General features: G+C 64.0%; 15 protein-coding genes and 3 pseudogenes. 11 read left to right on the top strand and 7 right to left on the bottom strand.

The features are described 5' to 3' along the window. Window positions 1-191: 191 nt before the first annotated feature. Complete coding sequence (locus tag OG874_RS25615) at window positions 192-2,408, bottom strand: serine/threonine-protein kinase (protein ID WP_330249682.1); 2,217 nt, start codon at window positions 2,406-2,408, stop codon at window positions 192-194. A 436-nt stretch (window positions 2,409-2,844) separates the two neighbouring features. Here OG874_RS25615 and OG874_RS25610 point away from each other — a divergent pair, with 436 nt between their 5' ends. The 3 genes from OG874_RS25610 to OG874_RS25600 all read left to right on the top strand — a co-directional run bounded on the left by OG874_RS25610 (window position 2,845) and on the right by OG874_RS25600 (window position 4,385). Then, window positions 2,845-3,369: a cysteine dioxygenase gene (locus OG874_RS25610; protein WP_330249681.1), complete on the top strand. Its 525-nt coding sequence runs from the start codon at window positions 2,845-2,847 to the stop codon at window positions 3,367-3,369. Next, window positions 3,366-3,758 carry a rhodanese-like domain-containing protein gene (locus OG874_RS25605; RefSeq protein ID WP_330249680.1) on the top strand — a complete coding sequence of 131 codons (393 nt, stop codon included), beginning with the start codon at window positions 3,366-3,368 and terminating at the stop codon, window positions 3,756-3,758. Before OG874_RS25610 ends, OG874_RS25605 begins: the two co-directional genes overlap by 4 nt. 480 nt (window positions 3,759-4,238) lie before the next feature. Beyond that, window positions 4,239-4,385: a DUF1059 domain-containing protein gene (locus OG874_RS25600; protein ID WP_330249679.1), complete on the top strand. Its 147-nt coding sequence runs from the start codon at window positions 4,239-4,241 to the stop codon at window positions 4,383-4,385. Between the two features lie 61 nt (window positions 4,386-4,446). Here OG874_RS25600 and OG874_RS25595 read toward each other — a convergent pair whose 3' ends face one another. Then, window positions 4,447-5,160: an SDR family oxidoreductase gene (locus OG874_RS25595; RefSeq protein WP_330249678.1), complete on the bottom strand. Its 714-nt coding sequence runs from the start codon at window positions 5,158-5,160 to the stop codon at window positions 4,447-4,449. Between the two features lie 91 nt (window positions 5,161-5,251). Here OG874_RS25595 and OG874_RS25590 point away from each other — a divergent pair, with 91 nt between their 5' ends. From OG874_RS25590 to OG874_RS25575, 4 genes and pseudogenes are all read left to right on the top strand, one after another. After that, the gene (locus tag OG874_RS25590) at window positions 5,252-5,863 is read left to right on the top strand and encodes a TetR/AcrR family transcriptional regulator (protein ID WP_330249677.1); all 612 of its coding nucleotides are present in this window, start codon (window positions 5,252-5,254) and stop codon (window positions 5,861-5,863) included. 135 nt (window positions 5,864-5,998) lie between these two features. Continuing rightward, a complete protein-coding gene (locus OG874_RS25585) occupies window positions 5,999-7,435 on the top strand; it encodes an ammonium transporter (protein ID WP_330249676.1) in 1,437 nt (478 codons plus the stop codon). Beyond that, window positions 7,432-7,809, top strand: a complete 378-nt coding sequence (locus OG874_RS25580) for a P-II family nitrogen regulator (protein ID WP_330249675.1) — start codon at window positions 7,432-7,434, stop codon at window positions 7,807-7,809. Before OG874_RS25585 ends, OG874_RS25580 begins: the two co-directional genes overlap by 4 nt. 108 nt (window positions 7,810-7,917) lie before the next feature. Then, window positions 7,918-8,271, top strand: a pseudogene (locus OG874_RS25575) (MFS transporter); the annotation flags it as partial. Window positions 8,272-8,414: 143 nt separating this feature from the next. On the opposite strand, the gene OG874_RS25570 reads toward OG874_RS25575, so the two are convergent. Further along, on the bottom strand, window positions 8,415-9,299 hold the full coding sequence (locus tag OG874_RS25570; protein WP_330249674.1) for an NmrA/HSCARG family protein: 885 nt from the start codon (window positions 9,297-9,299) through the stop codon (window positions 8,415-8,417). A 126-nt stretch (window positions 9,300-9,425) separates the two neighbouring features. Here OG874_RS25570 and OG874_RS25565 point away from each other — a divergent pair, with 126 nt between their 5' ends. Then, window positions 9,426-9,590 (top strand): hypothetical protein, encoded by a 165-nt coding sequence (locus OG874_RS25565; protein ID WP_442943100.1) that lies wholly within the window; start codon window positions 9,426-9,428, stop codon window positions 9,588-9,590. A gap of 40 nt (window positions 9,591-9,630) precedes the next feature. Here the strand turns inward: OG874_RS25565 and OG874_RS25560 are convergent, their stop codons facing one another. Next, the gene (locus OG874_RS25560; protein WP_330249673.1) at window positions 9,631-10,635 is read right to left on the bottom strand and encodes a zinc-dependent alcohol dehydrogenase family protein; all 1,005 of its coding nucleotides are present in this window, start codon (window positions 10,633-10,635) and stop codon (window positions 9,631-9,633) included. A 794-nt stretch (window positions 10,636-11,429) separates the two neighbouring features. On the opposite strand from OG874_RS25560, the gene OG874_RS25555 reads away from it, so the two are divergent. Further along, entirely contained in the window at window positions 11,430-12,656 is a 1,227-nt protein-coding gene (locus tag OG874_RS25555; protein ID WP_330249672.1) for a cytochrome P450, read from the top strand. 51 nt (window positions 12,657-12,707) lie between these two features. On the opposite strand, the pseudogene OG874_RS25550 reads toward OG874_RS25555, so the two are convergent. Both OG874_RS25550 and OG874_RS25545 read right to left on the bottom strand, forming a co-directional pair. Further along, window positions 12,708-13,086: pseudogene (locus OG874_RS25550) on the bottom strand (transposase); the annotation flags it as partial. 306 nt (window positions 13,087-13,392) lie between these two features. Further along, window positions 13,393-13,944 carry a TetR/AcrR family transcriptional regulator gene (locus OG874_RS25545; protein ID WP_330249671.1) on the bottom strand — a complete coding sequence of 184 codons (552 nt, stop codon included), beginning with the start codon at window positions 13,942-13,944 and terminating at the stop codon, window positions 13,393-13,395. Between the two features lie 93 nt (window positions 13,945-14,037). Here OG874_RS25545 and OG874_RS25540 point away from each other — a divergent pair, with 93 nt between their 5' ends. Next, window positions 14,038-14,802 carry an alpha/beta fold hydrolase gene (locus tag OG874_RS25540; RefSeq protein ID WP_330249670.1) on the top strand — a complete coding sequence of 255 codons (765 nt, stop codon included), beginning with the start codon at window positions 14,038-14,040 and terminating at the stop codon, window positions 14,800-14,802. Between the two features lie 143 nt (window positions 14,803-14,945). Further along, window positions 14,946-15,211, top strand: a pseudogene (locus tag OG874_RS25535) (helix-turn-helix domain-containing protein); the annotation flags it as partial. Window positions 15,212-15,266: 55 nt separating this feature from the next. Here OG874_RS25535 and OG874_RS25530 read toward each other — a convergent pair. After that, the gene (locus OG874_RS25530) at window positions 15,267-15,575 is read right to left on the bottom strand and encodes an NmrA family NAD(P)-binding protein (protein WP_330249669.1); all 309 of its coding nucleotides are present in this window, start codon (window positions 15,573-15,575) and stop codon (window positions 15,267-15,269) included. Between the last annotated feature and the right edge of the window lie 527 nt (window positions 15,576-16,102).

Genomic DNA, 16,102 nt, shown 5'->3' with positions numbered 1-16,102 from the left:
ACCCACCCAGCCCTACTTTCCCGGGGCAGTAATCGAACAGCCCCGAATTCACGTGCCGCTCGGACCAAGCCACTTCCTACGCGCTCGCGACCCCACCACACCCGGGATCGAAAAGCCCATAGTAGTTCGTGCCGCGGCTACCTCTCGAGAGCGAGAACACGTCCGTGTGTTGTGTCTGCGGCAGGGACTGTCTAGACCACCCGCTCGAGCGCGCGCAGGTCTGCGTCCAGCTTCCTGAACAACCAATAAACGGCGACGAATGCGAGCCCGGAGGCCGCGCACAACCCCAGCACCGAATCGCGCACGAGCGGAAGCTCCACAGGTTCGAGGAAGCTGAATCCGGCCAGTACCGCGACCAGCGGCACCGACGCCGTTACCGCAAGATAGACCGTGGTTCTTCGACGCAGCGCACGAAGATCGGCGGAATCGCGCGCCGTCGTGCGGCCGTGGCGCAAATAGATGGGATAGACACAGTGGACGACGTAGAACGTGGAAAGGAAGAATGTGTAGGCAACGGAGATGGTGCCCGCCACCAGCACGGTCAGCGTCGCATGGACAAGCAGCCGCGCCGGCAGGTCGGTGAACCAGCGAATCAGCATCACCCCCGTCGCGGTTGCGAGAACCGCGGCCAGCAGGGTGTTCATCGCACACAGGTCGCCCCAAAATAGTGTTCGCGACCGCACCCGCGCGAGCATTGCCTCGTCGTAGCGTCTACCTTCGCGCAAGCCGCGAGGAACCGCGAGCAAATGACGCGACATGTATGCGTAGATGAGGACGGCCAGCGGAAAGGCACAGAGGAGGAACAGGATGACGCCCTTGTCGAGCTGTGAGTTGGTGGCATCGGACAGGCGCTCTCTGATCAGTCGCTGGACGTGCACAGCCATGTAGACCGTAGCCAGGCCGACGCCGACCAGCGAAGATACCCACAGGACGGGGGTGGGCCACCGTGAAAGTCGTGCCCGCCAACTGTTCGGCAGCGGATAGACAAGGTCGCGGGCCCTTTCCTCGAGGCACAAGTCGAACTGCTGGGCCAATTCCGAACCGCACGCGTAGCGGTCTTCGCGGTCAGGCGACAGACACTTCAGCAGCACTCGACGCAACGCCATGGGGCAATCCGGCGGAAGCTCCGACAGGAACTCCGGCTCAATGGGTCTGCGCCGCAGTTCGAGCATGCGGGCCAGCGACGTCTCCGACTCACCGGCGCAGGTTCCGTCCGCGAATGGGCGCCGTCCCGCGAGCAACTCCCACAGCATGACAGCCAGCGCGAAGATATCGCTTCGAGTGTCGAGGTCGGCGGCGGTCGCAGGCAAGTCCGGATGGCAGGCTTCGAGCTGTTCGGGCGACATATACGCCAGTGATCCGCCGAAGTACGCCAGGGGGTTTGTGCCATTGACGCGGTTGCTGAAGCTCACATTGAAGTCGGCCAGCTTCGGAATTCCCTCGGCGCTCAGCAGCACGTTCGCGGGTTTGATGTCTCGATGCAACACCCCTCGTTCGGATGCATGCTGAAGCGCATCCGCGAGTCGGCGGCCCAGCCAGGCGACGGTCTCCGGCCACGTCAGTGCGGCGGTCCGGGTCCGAATCGCAGATTCTGTCGGCCGAACCTCGCCCTTATCGGCAAGCACCTGGTCGATGGCATCGAGCAGCAGTTGCCCACTGCGGTGTTCCGACGAAGGCCTCGAGCGCATCGAGCGCAGCACGTCGAGCAGCGTTCCCCCCGGCAGGTACTGCATGTAGAGCAGCTTCAGCTCGCCATCGGCGACAAGTCGCTGGTCGTAGATGCGCACGATGTAGTCGTGGTCCAATTGGGCGAGGGTCTGCGGCTCATTGCCGTGGTTATGGGAAATCTTGACCGCGACCAGTCGCTGCATTGATTGTTGCCGAGCGAGATACACCTGGGCGAAGGCGCCGGCCCCGATCCTCATCAGGAGGTCGAAATCGTCGACATGGTCGCCGACGTCGATGGCGTCGAGCGCAACTTGGGCACTTAGACGAGTAATCATCGTGCTGCGGTAATCGCTCGTGAGCTGTGCGAGCTCAGGGCCGGCCGCCGTGGCGGTGGCCTCAGCGACCGTGGCAGCCGCATCGGCTGCGTGCGAACTGCGGCGCAGGGCGTGGAATTCCTCGTAGACCAGCTCGGCTGGAAGCGGACCATCTCGCAGCTCGGCAAATTCCGCACGGTATTCGATCAGTCGTTTGGGAAAGTTATGACGAACCCAGCGGTATTCGAGGTCGATCTTGATCAGTTCGATCAGAATCGTGCGCCGCTCAGCCGGTTCACCAGGTAGGTACGCCGACAGGTCTGGTGGGAACCCGGACGCCCAAGCCTCTGAAAACAGTGCCACGACAGTGGCGAGCGCTGTGCGGGTTCGTTCAGCTGAATCGACCAGATCGACCGGCTCGTACATCGGTAGCTCGAGATCAGCCCCAGGCGATCACGGCAGCGACACGTGATACAGCCTTGTCTCGGAGTCGCCCCACAGTATCTCCCTTCCGCCACACCCCCATGCTCAAGGGTATCGCTCCGATACGAGCGCAACGATAGGACAAGCAGTCCAGAATTCCAGGCTCCGTGGCCCGATTCGACCGGACGCAATCCAGGGCCGATAGGGAGGCGGCTGCTGCCGCCTTCCGGGAGGCGACGCAAACGCATGCGGCACCGCCGTCGATCCGTATCCGCTCGGCCCATTGTCGCGCAGCCACCGACGCGCGCGGCGGGGTTGCTGTGGCATGCGATGTTGCGGGGCAAGGTTTGTGATCTGTGTGCGCGCAACCGATGTTGCCGTTGTAGTCCACGGTTAACCTCACGTGTTTTCACGACACACCGATGTGAGGGAGCGCTGCATGACGACGTCTTATCCCGTGAACCTCAAGCACATCAAGGAGATTCATCCCGATATCGATCTACCGCTGCTCAACGACCTCGTTCGTCCGGAGCGCCCGATGTGGACACCGGCCGAACTTCGCGATCTGACCGATGCCGTGACGAGCGAGCTGACCGCGCGGTTGCTCGAGATCGTGCGATTCGACCCCGATCAGCGCTGGTGGGCACGGCTTGCGCTGACAATGGGTATGGAGCTGTGGTTGCTGTCGTGGACTCCTGCGCAGGGGACCGAACCGCATGACCATGGTGGAGCGGCCGGTTCGTTCAGTGTGTTGCTCGGTGAACTCGACGAGCAGTATCTGTTCCCACGCGGCCCGGTTACCTCTGCGGTGCGCGGAGTCGGCTCCACCGTGGCGTTCGGACCCGACCGGGCGCACCAGTTGCGCAACCGCAGCGACCAGCCGGCCGCGTCGGTCCACGCGTATTCGCCACCGCTGCGGCCGGTGCGGGAGTACCGCGTCCTGACCGATTTTGCCGGCGCATGACCGCCGAGGAGATGGTTGCCCGAGCGCGGGAGCGGCTGGTGCGGGTCAGTCCCGAGCAAGCCGATGCGCTGCGGACCGACGGGGCTCTGCTGGTCGACATCAGGCCGTACGCGAACCGGCTCGCCGAGGCCGAGATTCCGGGCTCGGTGGTGGTGGAGCGGATCGTGTTGGAGTGGCGGCTCGATCCGACCAGCGAATACCGCCTGCCGGGGCTCACCGCGGACACCCCGGTGGTGATCGTGTGCAACGAGGGCTACGCCTCCAGTCTGGCAGCCAGCGACCTATGTGACCTTGGGCTGCGCAATGTCACCGACCTCATCGGCGGTTTTCGCGCGTGGAAGGCGGCCGGGCTACCGGTGACCGCCGGTGGCACGTCCGCCGTGCCCTAGCCTCGTGAATGCACCGAGTTCGGTGGCATCGGGTGACTGGAATGGTGAAGCGCGTGGCATCCTCGCAAGCATGATCGAGAAGCGTCGAACGTTGACCCCCGCAATCCGGGAGCTGGCCGACGTCGTCAACGTCCCGAACTGACCGATACGTGTCGGGATTGCGATCTGAGGTTGCCGGGGTGCGGATGTGGTGTCTGCGGCATGGTGAATCGGAGAATGTCACCGGGGGCGTTGCCGGGGTTGTGCCGGGGGCGGAGCACACCGTTGCTGTCGTCGGCCATGTGGCCAGCCTGACCGTTGCGTTGGCGCGGCTTTGCGGTCTCGGGGCCCGGGTGTGGGGGATGCCGCTGCCGCATGCCGAGCCATTTCTCGTGGAATGGGACGGCAGGTTCTGGCGCTGCTCATCGTGGCCGGGTTAGACCTGCGGTGGCGCAAAGGGATTGCGGGCCTAGACTGTCGGGCGAGAAGGAAGGATCGCTGATGAAGCGAAATCTGAACTGTCCCTGTGGGGAAGCCATCGTCGGGACGGATGAGGACGACCTGGTGGAGAAGACGAAGAAGCACCTCGCGGAGAATCATCCGGGGCACGAGTACTCGCGGGACGAGATTCTGTTCATCGCTTACTGAATGCTTGTGCTGGAAAGCGCTGGGCCGCATGGCGACTCAGCGCTTTTCCGATGAGGCAGGTTTACTGCGGTGAGCCAAGGCGGGCGCCGCCGTCGACTCGCACCACGATGCCGGTGGTGAAGGTGTTGTCGATGAGGAATTCGATGGCCTTGGCGATATCGTCGGCGGTGCCGACGCGGCCGACGGGGGTGCTTGCCGCGATGCCCGCGAAGGCCTCGGCGCGGGCGGCGTCGGGGAGGAAGCTCCACCAGTCGGTGTCGATGACGCCGGGGGAGACGGCATTCACGCGGACGGGGGCCAGTTCGACCGCGAGTACGGGAACGACTGCTTCGACACCGGCGTTGACGGCCGCGAGGGCGGCGGTTGTCGGCATCGCGCCGCCCGCGGATGCGGCGGAGACCAGTGTGATCGAACCGCCCTGCGCGAGATGCGGCAGTGCCGACTGAATTGTCGCGATGTGCGGCAGCAGCTTGCCCGAGACGTGGGCCTGCAAGTGATCGAGGCCGAGTTCCCGGAACGGGGTGGTGCCGGACGGCCCGGTCACGGTCACCACGACATGGTCGACGGGACCGACCTCGGAAAACAGTCGGGCCAAATCCTTTTCGTCACGCGCGTCCACAGTCTGACCGGTGACCTCCGGACCCAACTCCGCCAGCGCGGCGGCGAGCCGGTCCTTGTCGCGTCCGGCAATAACGACGTTCGCCCCGTTCTCGGCGAGTCGACGAGCGGTCGCCAGGCCGATCCCAGAGGTCCCGCCAACGATGACGACTTTCACAACATCCTCCTGAAGTTCGGACCACGATGATTTTCGAACCACCGTGCCTCGTTAATATATTCGAGGCACGGTGTCTTGTAAAGTGACCCGCATGACAGGAACCCGGGGGCGCCCGCGCAGCGAGGACGCCAGGCGCGCGATCTTGCAGACGGCGCTGGAACTCTGTGAGCGCGACGGTTACCAGGACCTGACCATCAAGGCCATCGCGGACGGGGCCGGGGTCGGGCGGCAGACGGTCTACCGGTGGTGGCCGGATAAGGCGTCGATTCTGATCGAGGCACTGATCGGGTTGGCCGATGAGCATCCGGCGCTGCGGGCTCCGGACGAGGACGTGGATGTACTCGATACGGTCGAACGGCTGCTGACGATCACCTATGAACTTGCGCGGAAGGTGACGGGCCAGGCGCTGGTCGGGCTGATGGCGGACGCGCAACGCGACCGGTCGCTGTCGAATCGACTGCAGGAGGCCGTGATCGGCCCGCGACGAGCGGCGCTGCGCGCATTGCTGCAGCGCGGCGTCGACAGTGGCGAACTCACCGCGGCGGTCCCGCTGGAACTCGTCGTCGATTTCGCGTTCGGCGCGATGTGGTACCGCCTGCTCGGGCATCACGCACCGGTGAATGCCGCGCTCGCGAAGGATGTCACCACCGGCATCGCCGCCATGCTCGCCCCGAACACGCCGAGACACGAGACCAAGATTTAACGGAGCGTAATCGGAGCGAAACCTCGTGTGCTGACACTTGATGCAGCAGTGTGACGCGAGACACCTTACGCCACAGACACTTAGCGCTAGGGCGGGACTGGTGCGCGCCTGCCCGTGCAGATGAGGTAGCGCAGCATGTCACCGTATCCCGATTGGCTCAATTCTGGAGACAACACCTGGCAGTTGGTCGCCGCAACGCTCGTCGCGCTGATGAGCATCCCGGGTATCGCCATCCTTTACGGCGGTATCGTGCAACGGAAGTGGGCCGTCAACACCATCCTGATGGCCTTCACCGCCTTTTCCGCGGTCCTAGTGGTCTGGGTGCTGTGGGGCTTCGAGATGGGTTTCGGCGAACCGATGAAGCTCGGGCCCGGCATTCTGCGTGCTGCGGTCGGCGTGCCGCACACCATTCTCGGCAGCGATAATCAGAACCAGGCGGTCATACCGCTGCTCGACGGCCTGATGCCGAAGCTCCGATTCTCCGAAACCACGCTGGCCTACTTCCATTTCGCCTTCGCCGCGATCACCCCGCTGCTGTTCCTCGGCAGCGTTGTCGGCCGGATCAACTTCAAGGTGTGGCTGCTGTTCGTGCCGCTGTGGACGACCTTCGCCTATACCGTGAACGCCTTCCTGCTGTGGGGCGGCGGCTGGTGGGCCTCGATGGGCGCATTGGACTACAGCGGTGGTTACGTCATCCATTTGGCTGCGGGCACAACAGGTTTCGTCGCAGCCGCGGTCATCGGCCCGCGCCTGGCGCGTGACCGCGAACGAGCCGTCCCGAACAACCTGCCGATGGCTGCGGCGGGTGCGGGCATCCTGTGGCTGGGCTGGAACGGATTCAACGGCGGTGATATGTATTTCGGCGGTGCGAACGCCTCGCTCGCCGTACTCAACACCAACCTGTGTACCGCGGTGGCGGTCCTGGTGTGGGTGTTCTGGGATATGGTCGCCGGTCCGCAGCGCAAGCCCAACTTCCTCGGCGCGATCAACGGCATGATCGCCGGACTCGTGGCCATCACCCCGGCGGCCGGTTACGTCAACAGTTTCGGCGCGATGATCATCGGCGTGATCGCCTCGACCGTGGTGTGGCTGTCCTGGAACAAGTTGGGGCGCACCAGATTGTTCCGCAAGGTCGATGACACGCTCGGGGTGTTCCACACCCACGGTGTCGCCGGTTTGGTCGGTGGTCTGCTGGTCGGTGTGCTCGCCGATCCGCACATCATCGTGTATCTGGGCAACGGCAATGATATTGCGGACGTGGCGTTTTCGGGTTGGCTGTACGGCCATCACCCGAAACAGCTGCTCTGGCAGGCGGGTGCGGCCGCGACGGTGATCGTCTGGGACGCCTTCGTCACTTTCGTGATTCTGAAGATCTTGGGGTTGTTCATGAGTCTGCGCATGCCCGACGATGTATTGGAGACCGGTGACGTCGCGGCCCATGAAGAAGAGGCCTATCCGGACGAGACCCTGGTCTCCGCCCACCTGGGGATGTTCCCCACCGCGCCCGCCCTGCCCAAGCAGGCGCCCGACAAACCATCGGGTGAGGCGCCCGGGAATCAGGCGACCACGTGAATGCCACCATCCACCTTCAGGGCAGTGTCGGGTACGGCATCGATGACCCGATGAGCCCAGGTGACGGCGTCGACGCGAAGCTCATCACGTTGGTGCTTCCCGCCGCCCTCTTCGATCAGATCAAGCAGGCGCTGGCCATGTTCGGGGTGCGGCGGATGGTGGTCTGCCAGGTCTACCGGGTCGACGACCGGGGCAGCCGGGTCGAGCGCTATCGGGGCCAGCAGTTCGTGAGCGATGTCGAGGCGGGTCTGCGCATCGAACTGCTGGCCAAGAACGATGATGTCGCCGATCTGGTCCGGTTGGTCGAGCGGATCGGCGAGAACGCCGGGCCATCGGCGATCCAGATCTGGATGATCGACGCGCGATCACTGTGAGCACCTAGCTCGGTCCGCTTCGGCCGGCTGTCGGTAGTGCTGTCCGCCGGGGCATTCATCGGCTCGACAGTGCGGCGCTCGCGGCCTGACTTCAGCCTGTGGCCGTCCGCTTGGGCCATCACGGGTTTCATCGTGCTTGGCCTGCTGTACGTGCCGCAGCTCGCGACCATCAGCTCGACCTTTCCGGCGATCTTTCCCACCCACGTGCGCTATGCGGGATTCGCCCTGGGCTACAACGTTTCCACCGCGGCGTTCGGCGACACCGCACCGTTGGTCAACGAGGCCGCGATCGAGTCCACCGGATGGTCGCTGTTTCCCGCGGCATACATGGTGGGCGCCAGCCTGATCGGACTCGTCGCATGGTCGTTCCTACGCGAGACGGCGGGAACATCGTTGCGCGGCACCGCGGTTCCCGATACGGGTCATCCGACCGTACCGGTCGGCGCGGCGGCCGCGACCTGAGCGGTACGGAACCTGGGAGTCCGCTCGACAGCCGCTTCGGCCGCCTGCACCACACCAAGGGCGGCGAATCCATCCGGCACCTGTGCGCCGAATAGCAGATCGACCGGGGTCGTGCCGCCCCAGTCGGTCTGCTGCGCCGAATTTCACGGCTTCCAGTTGGTCTCGCGCACCCAGGTCCCCAGATCCATCAGCTTCGGATGGTCCTTGCGCAGTGCGGCGATGTCCAGCGGCTCGTCGGGCCGCTCGTTGAAGTAGTTGAACATCTTGCCCACCTGCTCATCGAAGGCGCGGACCTGTTCGATCGGCACCTGGACGCTGCGGGCGGGCAATCCCGCTACCGTGCCGAAGGTTTCGGCGATCTCGGGCGGGGTCAGCCGATCGCCCGCGATGGGGACGGTGCGACCGAGGAATTGCTCGGGCCGGTCGAAAGCGATGGCGGCGAATGCGCCGATATCGTGCACCGAGATCAGCGAAATCGGAATATCCGCGCGCACCGCGAGATTCAGCACGAGTTCCTGCTCGTCGAGCACCGGCCGATTGAACGCGTTGAAATTGTCCATGAAGAACACCGGGCGCAGTACCGTGGCCGGCAGGCCGAGCAAGTTGATATGCGCCGCGATCGCTTCCTTGGCCGCATAGTATTCGACGCCCGAATTCTCGCCCGCACCCTTGAGCGAGCTGTACACGAAATGTTCGATGCCGGATTCCTTGGCGATATCGGCCACCGCCGTGCCCCGCCGCTGTTCGGCCGCGCCGCCTTCGGCGGTGATGTGCATGCCGGTCATCATGGTCAGCATCATGAAGACGCCATAGGCGCCGTCCATCGCTGCCCGCACCGACGCGATGTCGTCCAGATCGCCTTCGATCAGGTTGGCGCCGCTCTCACGCAATGCGCGGGCCGCGGGCGCTGCCAGATCGCGGACGAATGCGTGTACCTCCCAACCGCTTTCGAGCAGTCGTGCGGTGGTTGCCCGGCCCTGCTGTCCGGTTGCGCCGATTACCAGAACCGGCCCTTTGTCGCCTGTCATGTCAAACTCCTTGTGCTGGGTGATCGTTTCTCGATCTCCTGTTGCACTCGACGTTAGAGACGGGCGGCGGGGCGGTCCTGTTACCGATACTGCTACCCAAAAGCGCTGTAATGCGAGGAATTGGTCATGAGCGATAACCACCGCGCCGAACTGGCCGCATTCCTGCGCGCGCAACGCTCCCGCCTGCGGCCGACCGATGTCGGTCTGCTGCCGGATATGGAGCCGGGCCGGCGGCGGACGCCGGGACTGCGCTGTGCGGAGGTCGCCGAACTCGCCGGGGTCACATGTTAGTTGAGCACTTCTTAAGTGCTTGCCTCGAGCCGGCGTGCATTTAGAACACCAATAGCGGCTTGCCGCCATGCACCGGCGCCTCAGCGAGCCGTACTGCGTCCGCGAATTCCGCCACCTCGAATGGCTGCCCCTCGGGCACATCCATCGTGCCATCGGCAACAAGCTCGACGGTCCGCTTCAACGACGCACTGATCGTTTCCTGCGGCGTCGCCGTGAACCAGCGATAGAGCCAGAAGCCCCGCACGGTCTTGGTCTCGTAGATCATCGAGCGGGCGAACAACGGGATGGTCAATTTGTCCGCATCGGTCTGACGATGTGTGGCCAGCGCGCCATAGACCAGCAGTTCGCCACCCGGTGCCAGCGAGCGGGACACGTCCGCGCCGACCTGGCCGCTGACGCAATCGATCGCCTTGGTCACCCCCTCCTCGCCCACGATGCGCGACACGCGTTCGCGAATATCCTCATCCTCGGTACAGATCACTGCCGTCCCGCCCAGCGCCAGGATTTCGTCGACCGCGGCGCGACGACGCACCACATTCAGCGTCTTGAACCCGAAATGCGTCCCGAGCTGGATGGCAAGCTGGCCGACCGTCGACCCGGCCGCCGTCTGCAACAGCCACTCGGCCGGCTGGACATTGAGTTCGTTCGTGACCAGCACCAGCGCGGTCAGCGGATTGGCGACCAGCTGGGCCGCCGTGGACAGGCTCATCGCATCGGGAACAGGAAGGGCGCGTGCCACATCGGCGACGATGTATTCCTGCCACGTCCCCGTCACACCCAGCGTGATCACCCGCTGACCGATGGACAGATTCTCGACACCTTCGCCTAATGCATCGACCGTTCCGACGGATTCCAGACCGAGCACGGTCGGAAACGTCGGAGCGAAGCCGTAGCGGCCGCGCAGGATATGGAGGTCACTCGCATGAACCGGTACAGCCTGCACCCGAATACGGACCTGCCCCGGCCCGGGCTCCGGAACTTGCCGCATCTCCAGGCGAAGTACTTCGGATGGTTCGCCAACAGCATGGGCAACAAGCACCTGCATAGATTGCATGAAATCGCCTCTTCTCAATTCGCAACCCGGAACAGCCCGGGCGCCGTGAATAGGAAGGGGTTGCTACGCACACCCGTTACTTGTCTCGCAGTGTAATTATATCTATTACAACAAGAAACGCTTAAGCGTAACTTTACTCGGCTTCTGACGATTCGGGATGTAATCGGTGGGTCTGTGACTGACAACCCGATCCCGGACTGAATTCCTGCCACGGTGGCAGGCAGAGAGAGCAATGTGTTCGCTGCGAATGCCCCCGGTTAGAGGAGTGTCGGGACCGGTGGCTCGAGATGCCTCGGGTCGACTTTTGTCGTTTTCGGTGTGTTGTAATCGGTTGTGCTGCATGATCTGTCTTCGCTCGGGCCCGCTGGCTGACCGAGGCCTCGGCGGCCGGGGTGTTCACAGCGGGGAGGCGGTCGCCGAGCGAGGCCGGGTTGGCTGCGATCGAAGGGACAGTCGTTGTGCGACAGGGTAATTGGATGAATTCCACTATGGCCACGATGTTGCAGAGCAGTCGCGCTCGGCGTGCTGACGGTGGTCGACGCTCGGAGGAGCGAGCAAGCCGAAGAGGTACTCGACCTTGTCGAGGAGCACGGAGTGCGGTATTTGTTGGCCGTCAACGAGTTTGATTGCGCGGAACGTTATGTGTTCCACGAAGTCCGCGAGGCGCTCTCGACCTCGCGCTGCGTACCCCTTTGGCCGCTCTGGACGCACGTGATCGGCGCACGTGCGTGCGATGCCCGATCGACCTCGTCGAGTCCTGTTTCATTCGCATCAGGAGTAACGCTTTGACCACCCCCATCGGATCGTCGGTCGGCGCCGACGTCCCACGCATTGCGATATACACCCCGGAATACGCTGCGGACCCACACCGCGTCTATCGCGAGATGCGCAGCCGCTATGGCTCTTTCGCGCCGGTGGAGCTGGCTCCGGGGGTGCCCGCCACCTTGGTGATCGGGTACCGCGAGGCCGTGCGGATCCTCCACGATCCCGAACATTTCCCGGCCGATCCGCGGGTGTGGGAACGGTCAATTCCCGACAGCTGCCCGGTCAAGCCTATGATGAGGTGGTATCCGGGCGTGGCGCGCAATGCGGGCGCGCTGCATGCTCGATACCGGCAAGCCAACGTCGCGGCGATCGACGGCGTCGACCTGTATGGCCGGCAGGCCGCAGTGGAGAAGACGGCCACCCGGCTGATCAATACCTTCTGCGAGGTCGGCGAAGCCGATTTGCTCAGTCAATACGCGTTCCCTCTCGTTTTCGCGGGCCTGAACGAGATGTTGGGCTGTCCACCGGCGTTGGGCGAGCGGGTCGCGACCGGCATGGCCCACCTCTTCAACGCCATCGACGACAACGCAGATTTGGGTATGAAGATGCTCAGTGAAGCGCTGTTAGAGGTGGTCGCGCTGAAACGCGCTGAACCCGGCGACGACATGGTCACCCGATTTGTGCAGCACCCAGCCGATCTCAGTGAGGAGGAGATATTGGTGAACGTCATCAGCATGTACGGTGCCGCGCTGGAGCCGCAGCAGAACCTGATCGCCAATACGCTGCTGCTGATTCTCACCGATGACCGGTTCGGCGGTGACGTGCTGGGTGGCAGTCTGTCGACGCGCGACGCGATCGATGAGGTCTTGTTCACTGACCCGCCGGTATCCAACTACGCCACTAGCTATCCGCGGCAGCCGATCCTGATCGGCGACACCTGGCTGCCTGCGCACCAGCCTGTGGTCATCAGCTTGGCTGCTTGTAATGACGACCCCGTGCTCTCCGACGGAGAGCTTCGGGGTAATCGTTCGCATTTGGCGTGGAGTCTCGGGCCGCACGCGTGCCCCGCCACGCCGTTGGCGTCCCTGATTGCGCAGGAGGCTATCGACCAGCTGCTCGATGCACTACCGGAGATGCGCCTGGCTGTCCGGGCCGAGAAAATGACTTGGCGGCCGGGTCCGTTCCACCGGGCGCTGGCGGCGTTGCCAGTGGTCTTCCCCAAATCTCCGCCATTGAATGTGCCTTAGACCGTGTCTCATGTCGCTGATTTCACCTTCGCGAGTTTCTTGTAGCCGGTGAGCGGCGAGGGTGAGGTAGCCCAGGAAGTGCGTAGCCTTGCGGTCGTAGCGGATGTTGAGCCGGTGGTAGCCGGTCAGCCTGGAAATTGTTCGTTCGATGACCCAGCGGTGAAGGCCGAGGCGGTCGCTGGATTCGACGCCCTTGCGGGCGATCCGGACGTCGATCCTCCGATCGCGGACCCATCGGCGCAGCTCGGTGTGGTCGTATGCCTTGTCGGCGTGCAGCTTTGTCGGTCGGCGTCGCCGTGGCCCGCGCCGCGACCGCACCGCCGGAATCGCCCGCCCGAGCGGGCGTAGCGCTTCGGCGTCGTTGGTAGCTGCCGAGATACCCACGGCCAGCGGCAGTCCCCGCGCGGTCGGACAGCACGTGGATCTTCGATACGGAACGCCATTCCAGGGTAAATGATCTGACCTGTGTAAATGCAGGAGCTTAGGGCCTGACCAGGATTTTTGTAGCTGTGCGATCCTGACCACAACAGGGCCTCGGATGTTGGGCGGTACAGCTTGCCCGGCACCCGGGCCTTCGTTGTTTGCAGGAATGTGTGGGTTAGGTGTTGCGGGTCAGGACGTTGGTGACACGACTGAGCAGCCACCCTGGATGTGGGGCTCGGACCTGTCTCGCTCAGTCGCCAAGGGGGTGTTGATGTTTGATATCCGTCACCGCCGGTTTCACAGGTACGGATTGTCACGTTGCGGTCAGGTACTGCTCCAGCGCTGCGCGGATGGCGGGACTTGCGGCAGCCTCGTCGAGTTCGAGTAGGGCGGCCTCGACGACCAGGCCGATCCACAAGCGCGCCGATTCGATCGGGTGCGACCAGCCCATGGCGCGAAAGTCCTCCGCCGCAACATGCGCGAGTGTCTTGTTGCGGGCGCCGATCTGATCGGTGATCGCCCGCTCGGCGCGCGCCTCGAGGAGTAGCGCGCGCACGCCTCGGTTGTGCAGGCAACCGTCCAGGTAGGCCCGCTGGGCTGCGCGCAGCCGTTCCCGCCCTGGAGGCAGATCTCCGACCGCAGCGGCCATCTCCGTATCCAGGCGGTCGTGGAAGCCTTTGTGCAGGGCCACGAGGTACTGGACTCTGTTCGGGAAGTGGTGGAAGAACGTCCCTTTGGATACCCCGGCCTCGGCCACGATCCGGTTGACACTGAGCTCGGCGAGGCTGAACTGACCTGCCAGCCTCAGCCCTGCATCGACCAGAGCAGCCCGCGTACGTGCGGCCGCCTCGACTCGGATCGACACTCCAACTCCTCCTCGGAATCCGTTCTTGCGGTGCAGTGTGACATGAACCTACCATCAGTGACCGACCGGACGGTCAACGACTGGAGGATGAAAATGAGCGAACCAGCCACGATCCCAACCCGCGCCGGCCGGATCCACATCGCCGAACGCGGTGAAGGCCCCCCGGTCGTGCTGCTGCACGCCACCCTGCACGACCACCACGACTTCGATCCGATCGTGAACAAGCTGGCCGCGTGCTTCCGCGTCATCGCAATCGACTGGCCGGGCCACGGCATGTCCGATCATGCGCACCCGTCGGCGACACTGCTTGCGGACGTGCTCGAGGATGTGGTGGACGCGTTGGGGCTGCCAACTGCCGCCTACATCGGCAACTCCGTCGGCGCGTTCGCCGCCGGACGTCTGGCGGTGAGACGACCCACCGCCGTGACCCATCTGATCCTGGTGAATCCCGGCGGATTCGTCCCGGTACCGATGTTCGCGCGGGCCTTCTTGCGCGGTATGGGGAATCCAGCTGTCGCCCGGCTGATGATGCCACGGATGGTGCCGGCCTACATGCGTTCACGCACCGACTCCGACAGAGAGATCACCGCGCGCGCTGCGGCTCGCGCCAAGACATCTGACGGTGCCCGGGTCGCCGCAAGTCTCTGGCGGAGCTTCGGTGCGGCTGATTACGACCTCAGTCGCAGCGAGATCGCCACTCCCACGCTGGTGGTGTGGGGTCGACGGGACCCGATCGTTCGCCGAAGACTCCTGCCCGCAACGCTGGGTTCGGTCGCCGAGTTCGACACTGGGCATGTGGTGTTCTCCTCCGACCCGGACGGTTTCCTAGCAGTGGCGCTGCCGTTCCTTGGCGCATGAGGCGATCGCCCCCGGGAAGAGCCCAACCCGGCTCCCCAACGCAGGCACACCCCCGACTCCCATCGGGTCTCGTTGTGGCGTCCTACGACACGCCATCCGAGACACTGATGCCCATTAGACCCCGCCTACTCCAGGAACAACCTGTGTCACATCGCAACGCGCCGTTGAGCTTCGAGGGACGCCTACGGCTCGTAGAACGCTGCCGAACCAGGCCGATCGCGCATGTCGCGGCCGAGATGGGTATGTCGCGGGCCTGCGCATCGAAGTGGGTGAACCGCTACCGCAGATACGGCGAGATCGGCCTCTATGACCGTTCATCGACGCCGAGACGCCAACCGAACATCACCCACCCGATGTCATCGCCCGGATCGAGACCTGGCGGCCACGCGGACACCGAGCAGCCCGCCGACGACCATGACTCGGACGGGTGAATTATTATGTCCAACAATGCAATTGGTGTTCTCTCACGCGACGTGAGCGGTCCGCACCTGCTGCGGGATGAACGAGTCATCACCGAGTTGGCGCAGCGACGTGGTTACATCCTGGCCGGGCTGGTCGCCATCGGTGATGACACGTTCATGCCGACAGCGCTCGTCGTGAAAGTCACCAATGAAGCGTAGCGGGATGCCTCGGCAGCGCTCACGCCATCCTTTGGTTCGTGCACGCACGAATGCGTGGACTTCCCAACCGTGTTCGAGCAGTTGTGCTGTGGTTGCTCGGCCCTGCTGTCCGGTCGCGCCGATCACGAGGACCCGTCCTTTGCTGCCTGTCATGCCAAACTCCTTGTGCTGGGTGATCGTTTCTCGATCTCCTGTTGCACTCGACGCTAGAGACGGGCGGTGGCGCGGTCCTGTTACCGATACTGCTACCGACAGAGGGCATGTGATGACCGATAACCACCGCGCCGAACTGGCCGCATTCCTACGCGCGCAACGTTCCCGCCTGCGACCGACCGATGTCGGTTTGGTGCCGGATATGGAGCCGGGCCGGCGGCGGACGCCGGGACTGCGCCGTGAGAAGGTCGCCGAACTCGCTGGGGTCACATCTCGGTTATGCACTCCCTGCGCGCCGATGTCGGCTCCGGCCGATGCGGTGCGGCAGTCTCCGCTACAGGAAGGGAGATGCCGGTCGCCCCGAAACATCAGGGCTGCTTGCGCACTGCTGTGCCCTTCGGAATGATGATCGGCAAGGGGTTCCATCGAAAGCCGTTGGAGGGTACCTAATCTGACAGGTTAACGACGTTCGCTGCTTCCTATGTTGTACAGCCCGCTACGGGGGGTTATCGCATGGCACAGCGCCG

Source organism: Nocardia sp. NBC_00565 (assembly GCF_036345915.1).
In the GTDB taxonomy this organism is placed as follows: Bacteria; Actinomycetota; Actinomycetes; order Mycobacteriales; family Mycobacteriaceae; genus Nocardia.
This window is presented reverse-complemented; position numbering and strand designations above follow the sequence as displayed.

Coding starts and splice junctions, on each gene's coding strand:
- OG874_RS25615 (WP_330249682.1), bottom strand. CDS start 2,408: ATGTACGAGCCGGTCGATCTGGTCGATTCAGCTGAACGAACCCGCACA.
- OG874_RS25610 (WP_330249681.1), top strand. CDS start 2,845: ATGACGACGTCTTATCCCGTGAACCTCAAGCACATCAAGGAGATTCAT.
- OG874_RS25605 (WP_330249680.1), top strand. CDS start 3,366: ATGACCGCCGAGGAGATGGTTGCCCGAGCGCGGGAGCGGCTGGTGCGG.
- OG874_RS25600 (WP_330249679.1), top strand. CDS start 4,239: ATGAAGCGAAATCTGAACTGTCCCTGTGGGGAAGCCATCGTCGGGACG.
- OG874_RS25590 (WP_330249677.1), top strand. CDS start 5,252: ATGACAGGAACCCGGGGGCGCCCGCGCAGCGAGGACGCCAGGCGCGCG.
- OG874_RS25585 (WP_330249676.1), top strand. CDS start 5,999: ATGTCACCGTATCCCGATTGGCTCAATTCTGGAGACAACACCTGGCAG.
- OG874_RS25570 (WP_330249674.1), bottom strand. CDS start 9,299: ATGACAGGCGACAAAGGGCCGGTTCTGGTAATCGGCGCAACCGGACAG.
- OG874_RS25565 (WP_442943100.1), top strand. CDS start 9,426: ATGAGCGATAACCACCGCGCCGAACTGGCCGCATTCCTGCGCGCGCAA.
- OG874_RS25560 (WP_330249673.1), bottom strand. CDS start 10,635: ATGCAGGTGCTTGTTGCCCATGCTGTTGGCGAACCATCCGAAGTACTT.
- OG874_RS25540 (WP_330249670.1), top strand. CDS start 14,038: ATGAGCGAACCAGCCACGATCCCAACCCGCGCCGGCCGGATCCACATC.
- OG874_RS25530 (WP_330249669.1), bottom strand. CDS start 15,575: ATGACAGGCAGCAAAGGACGGGTCCTCGTGATCGGCGCGACCGGACAG.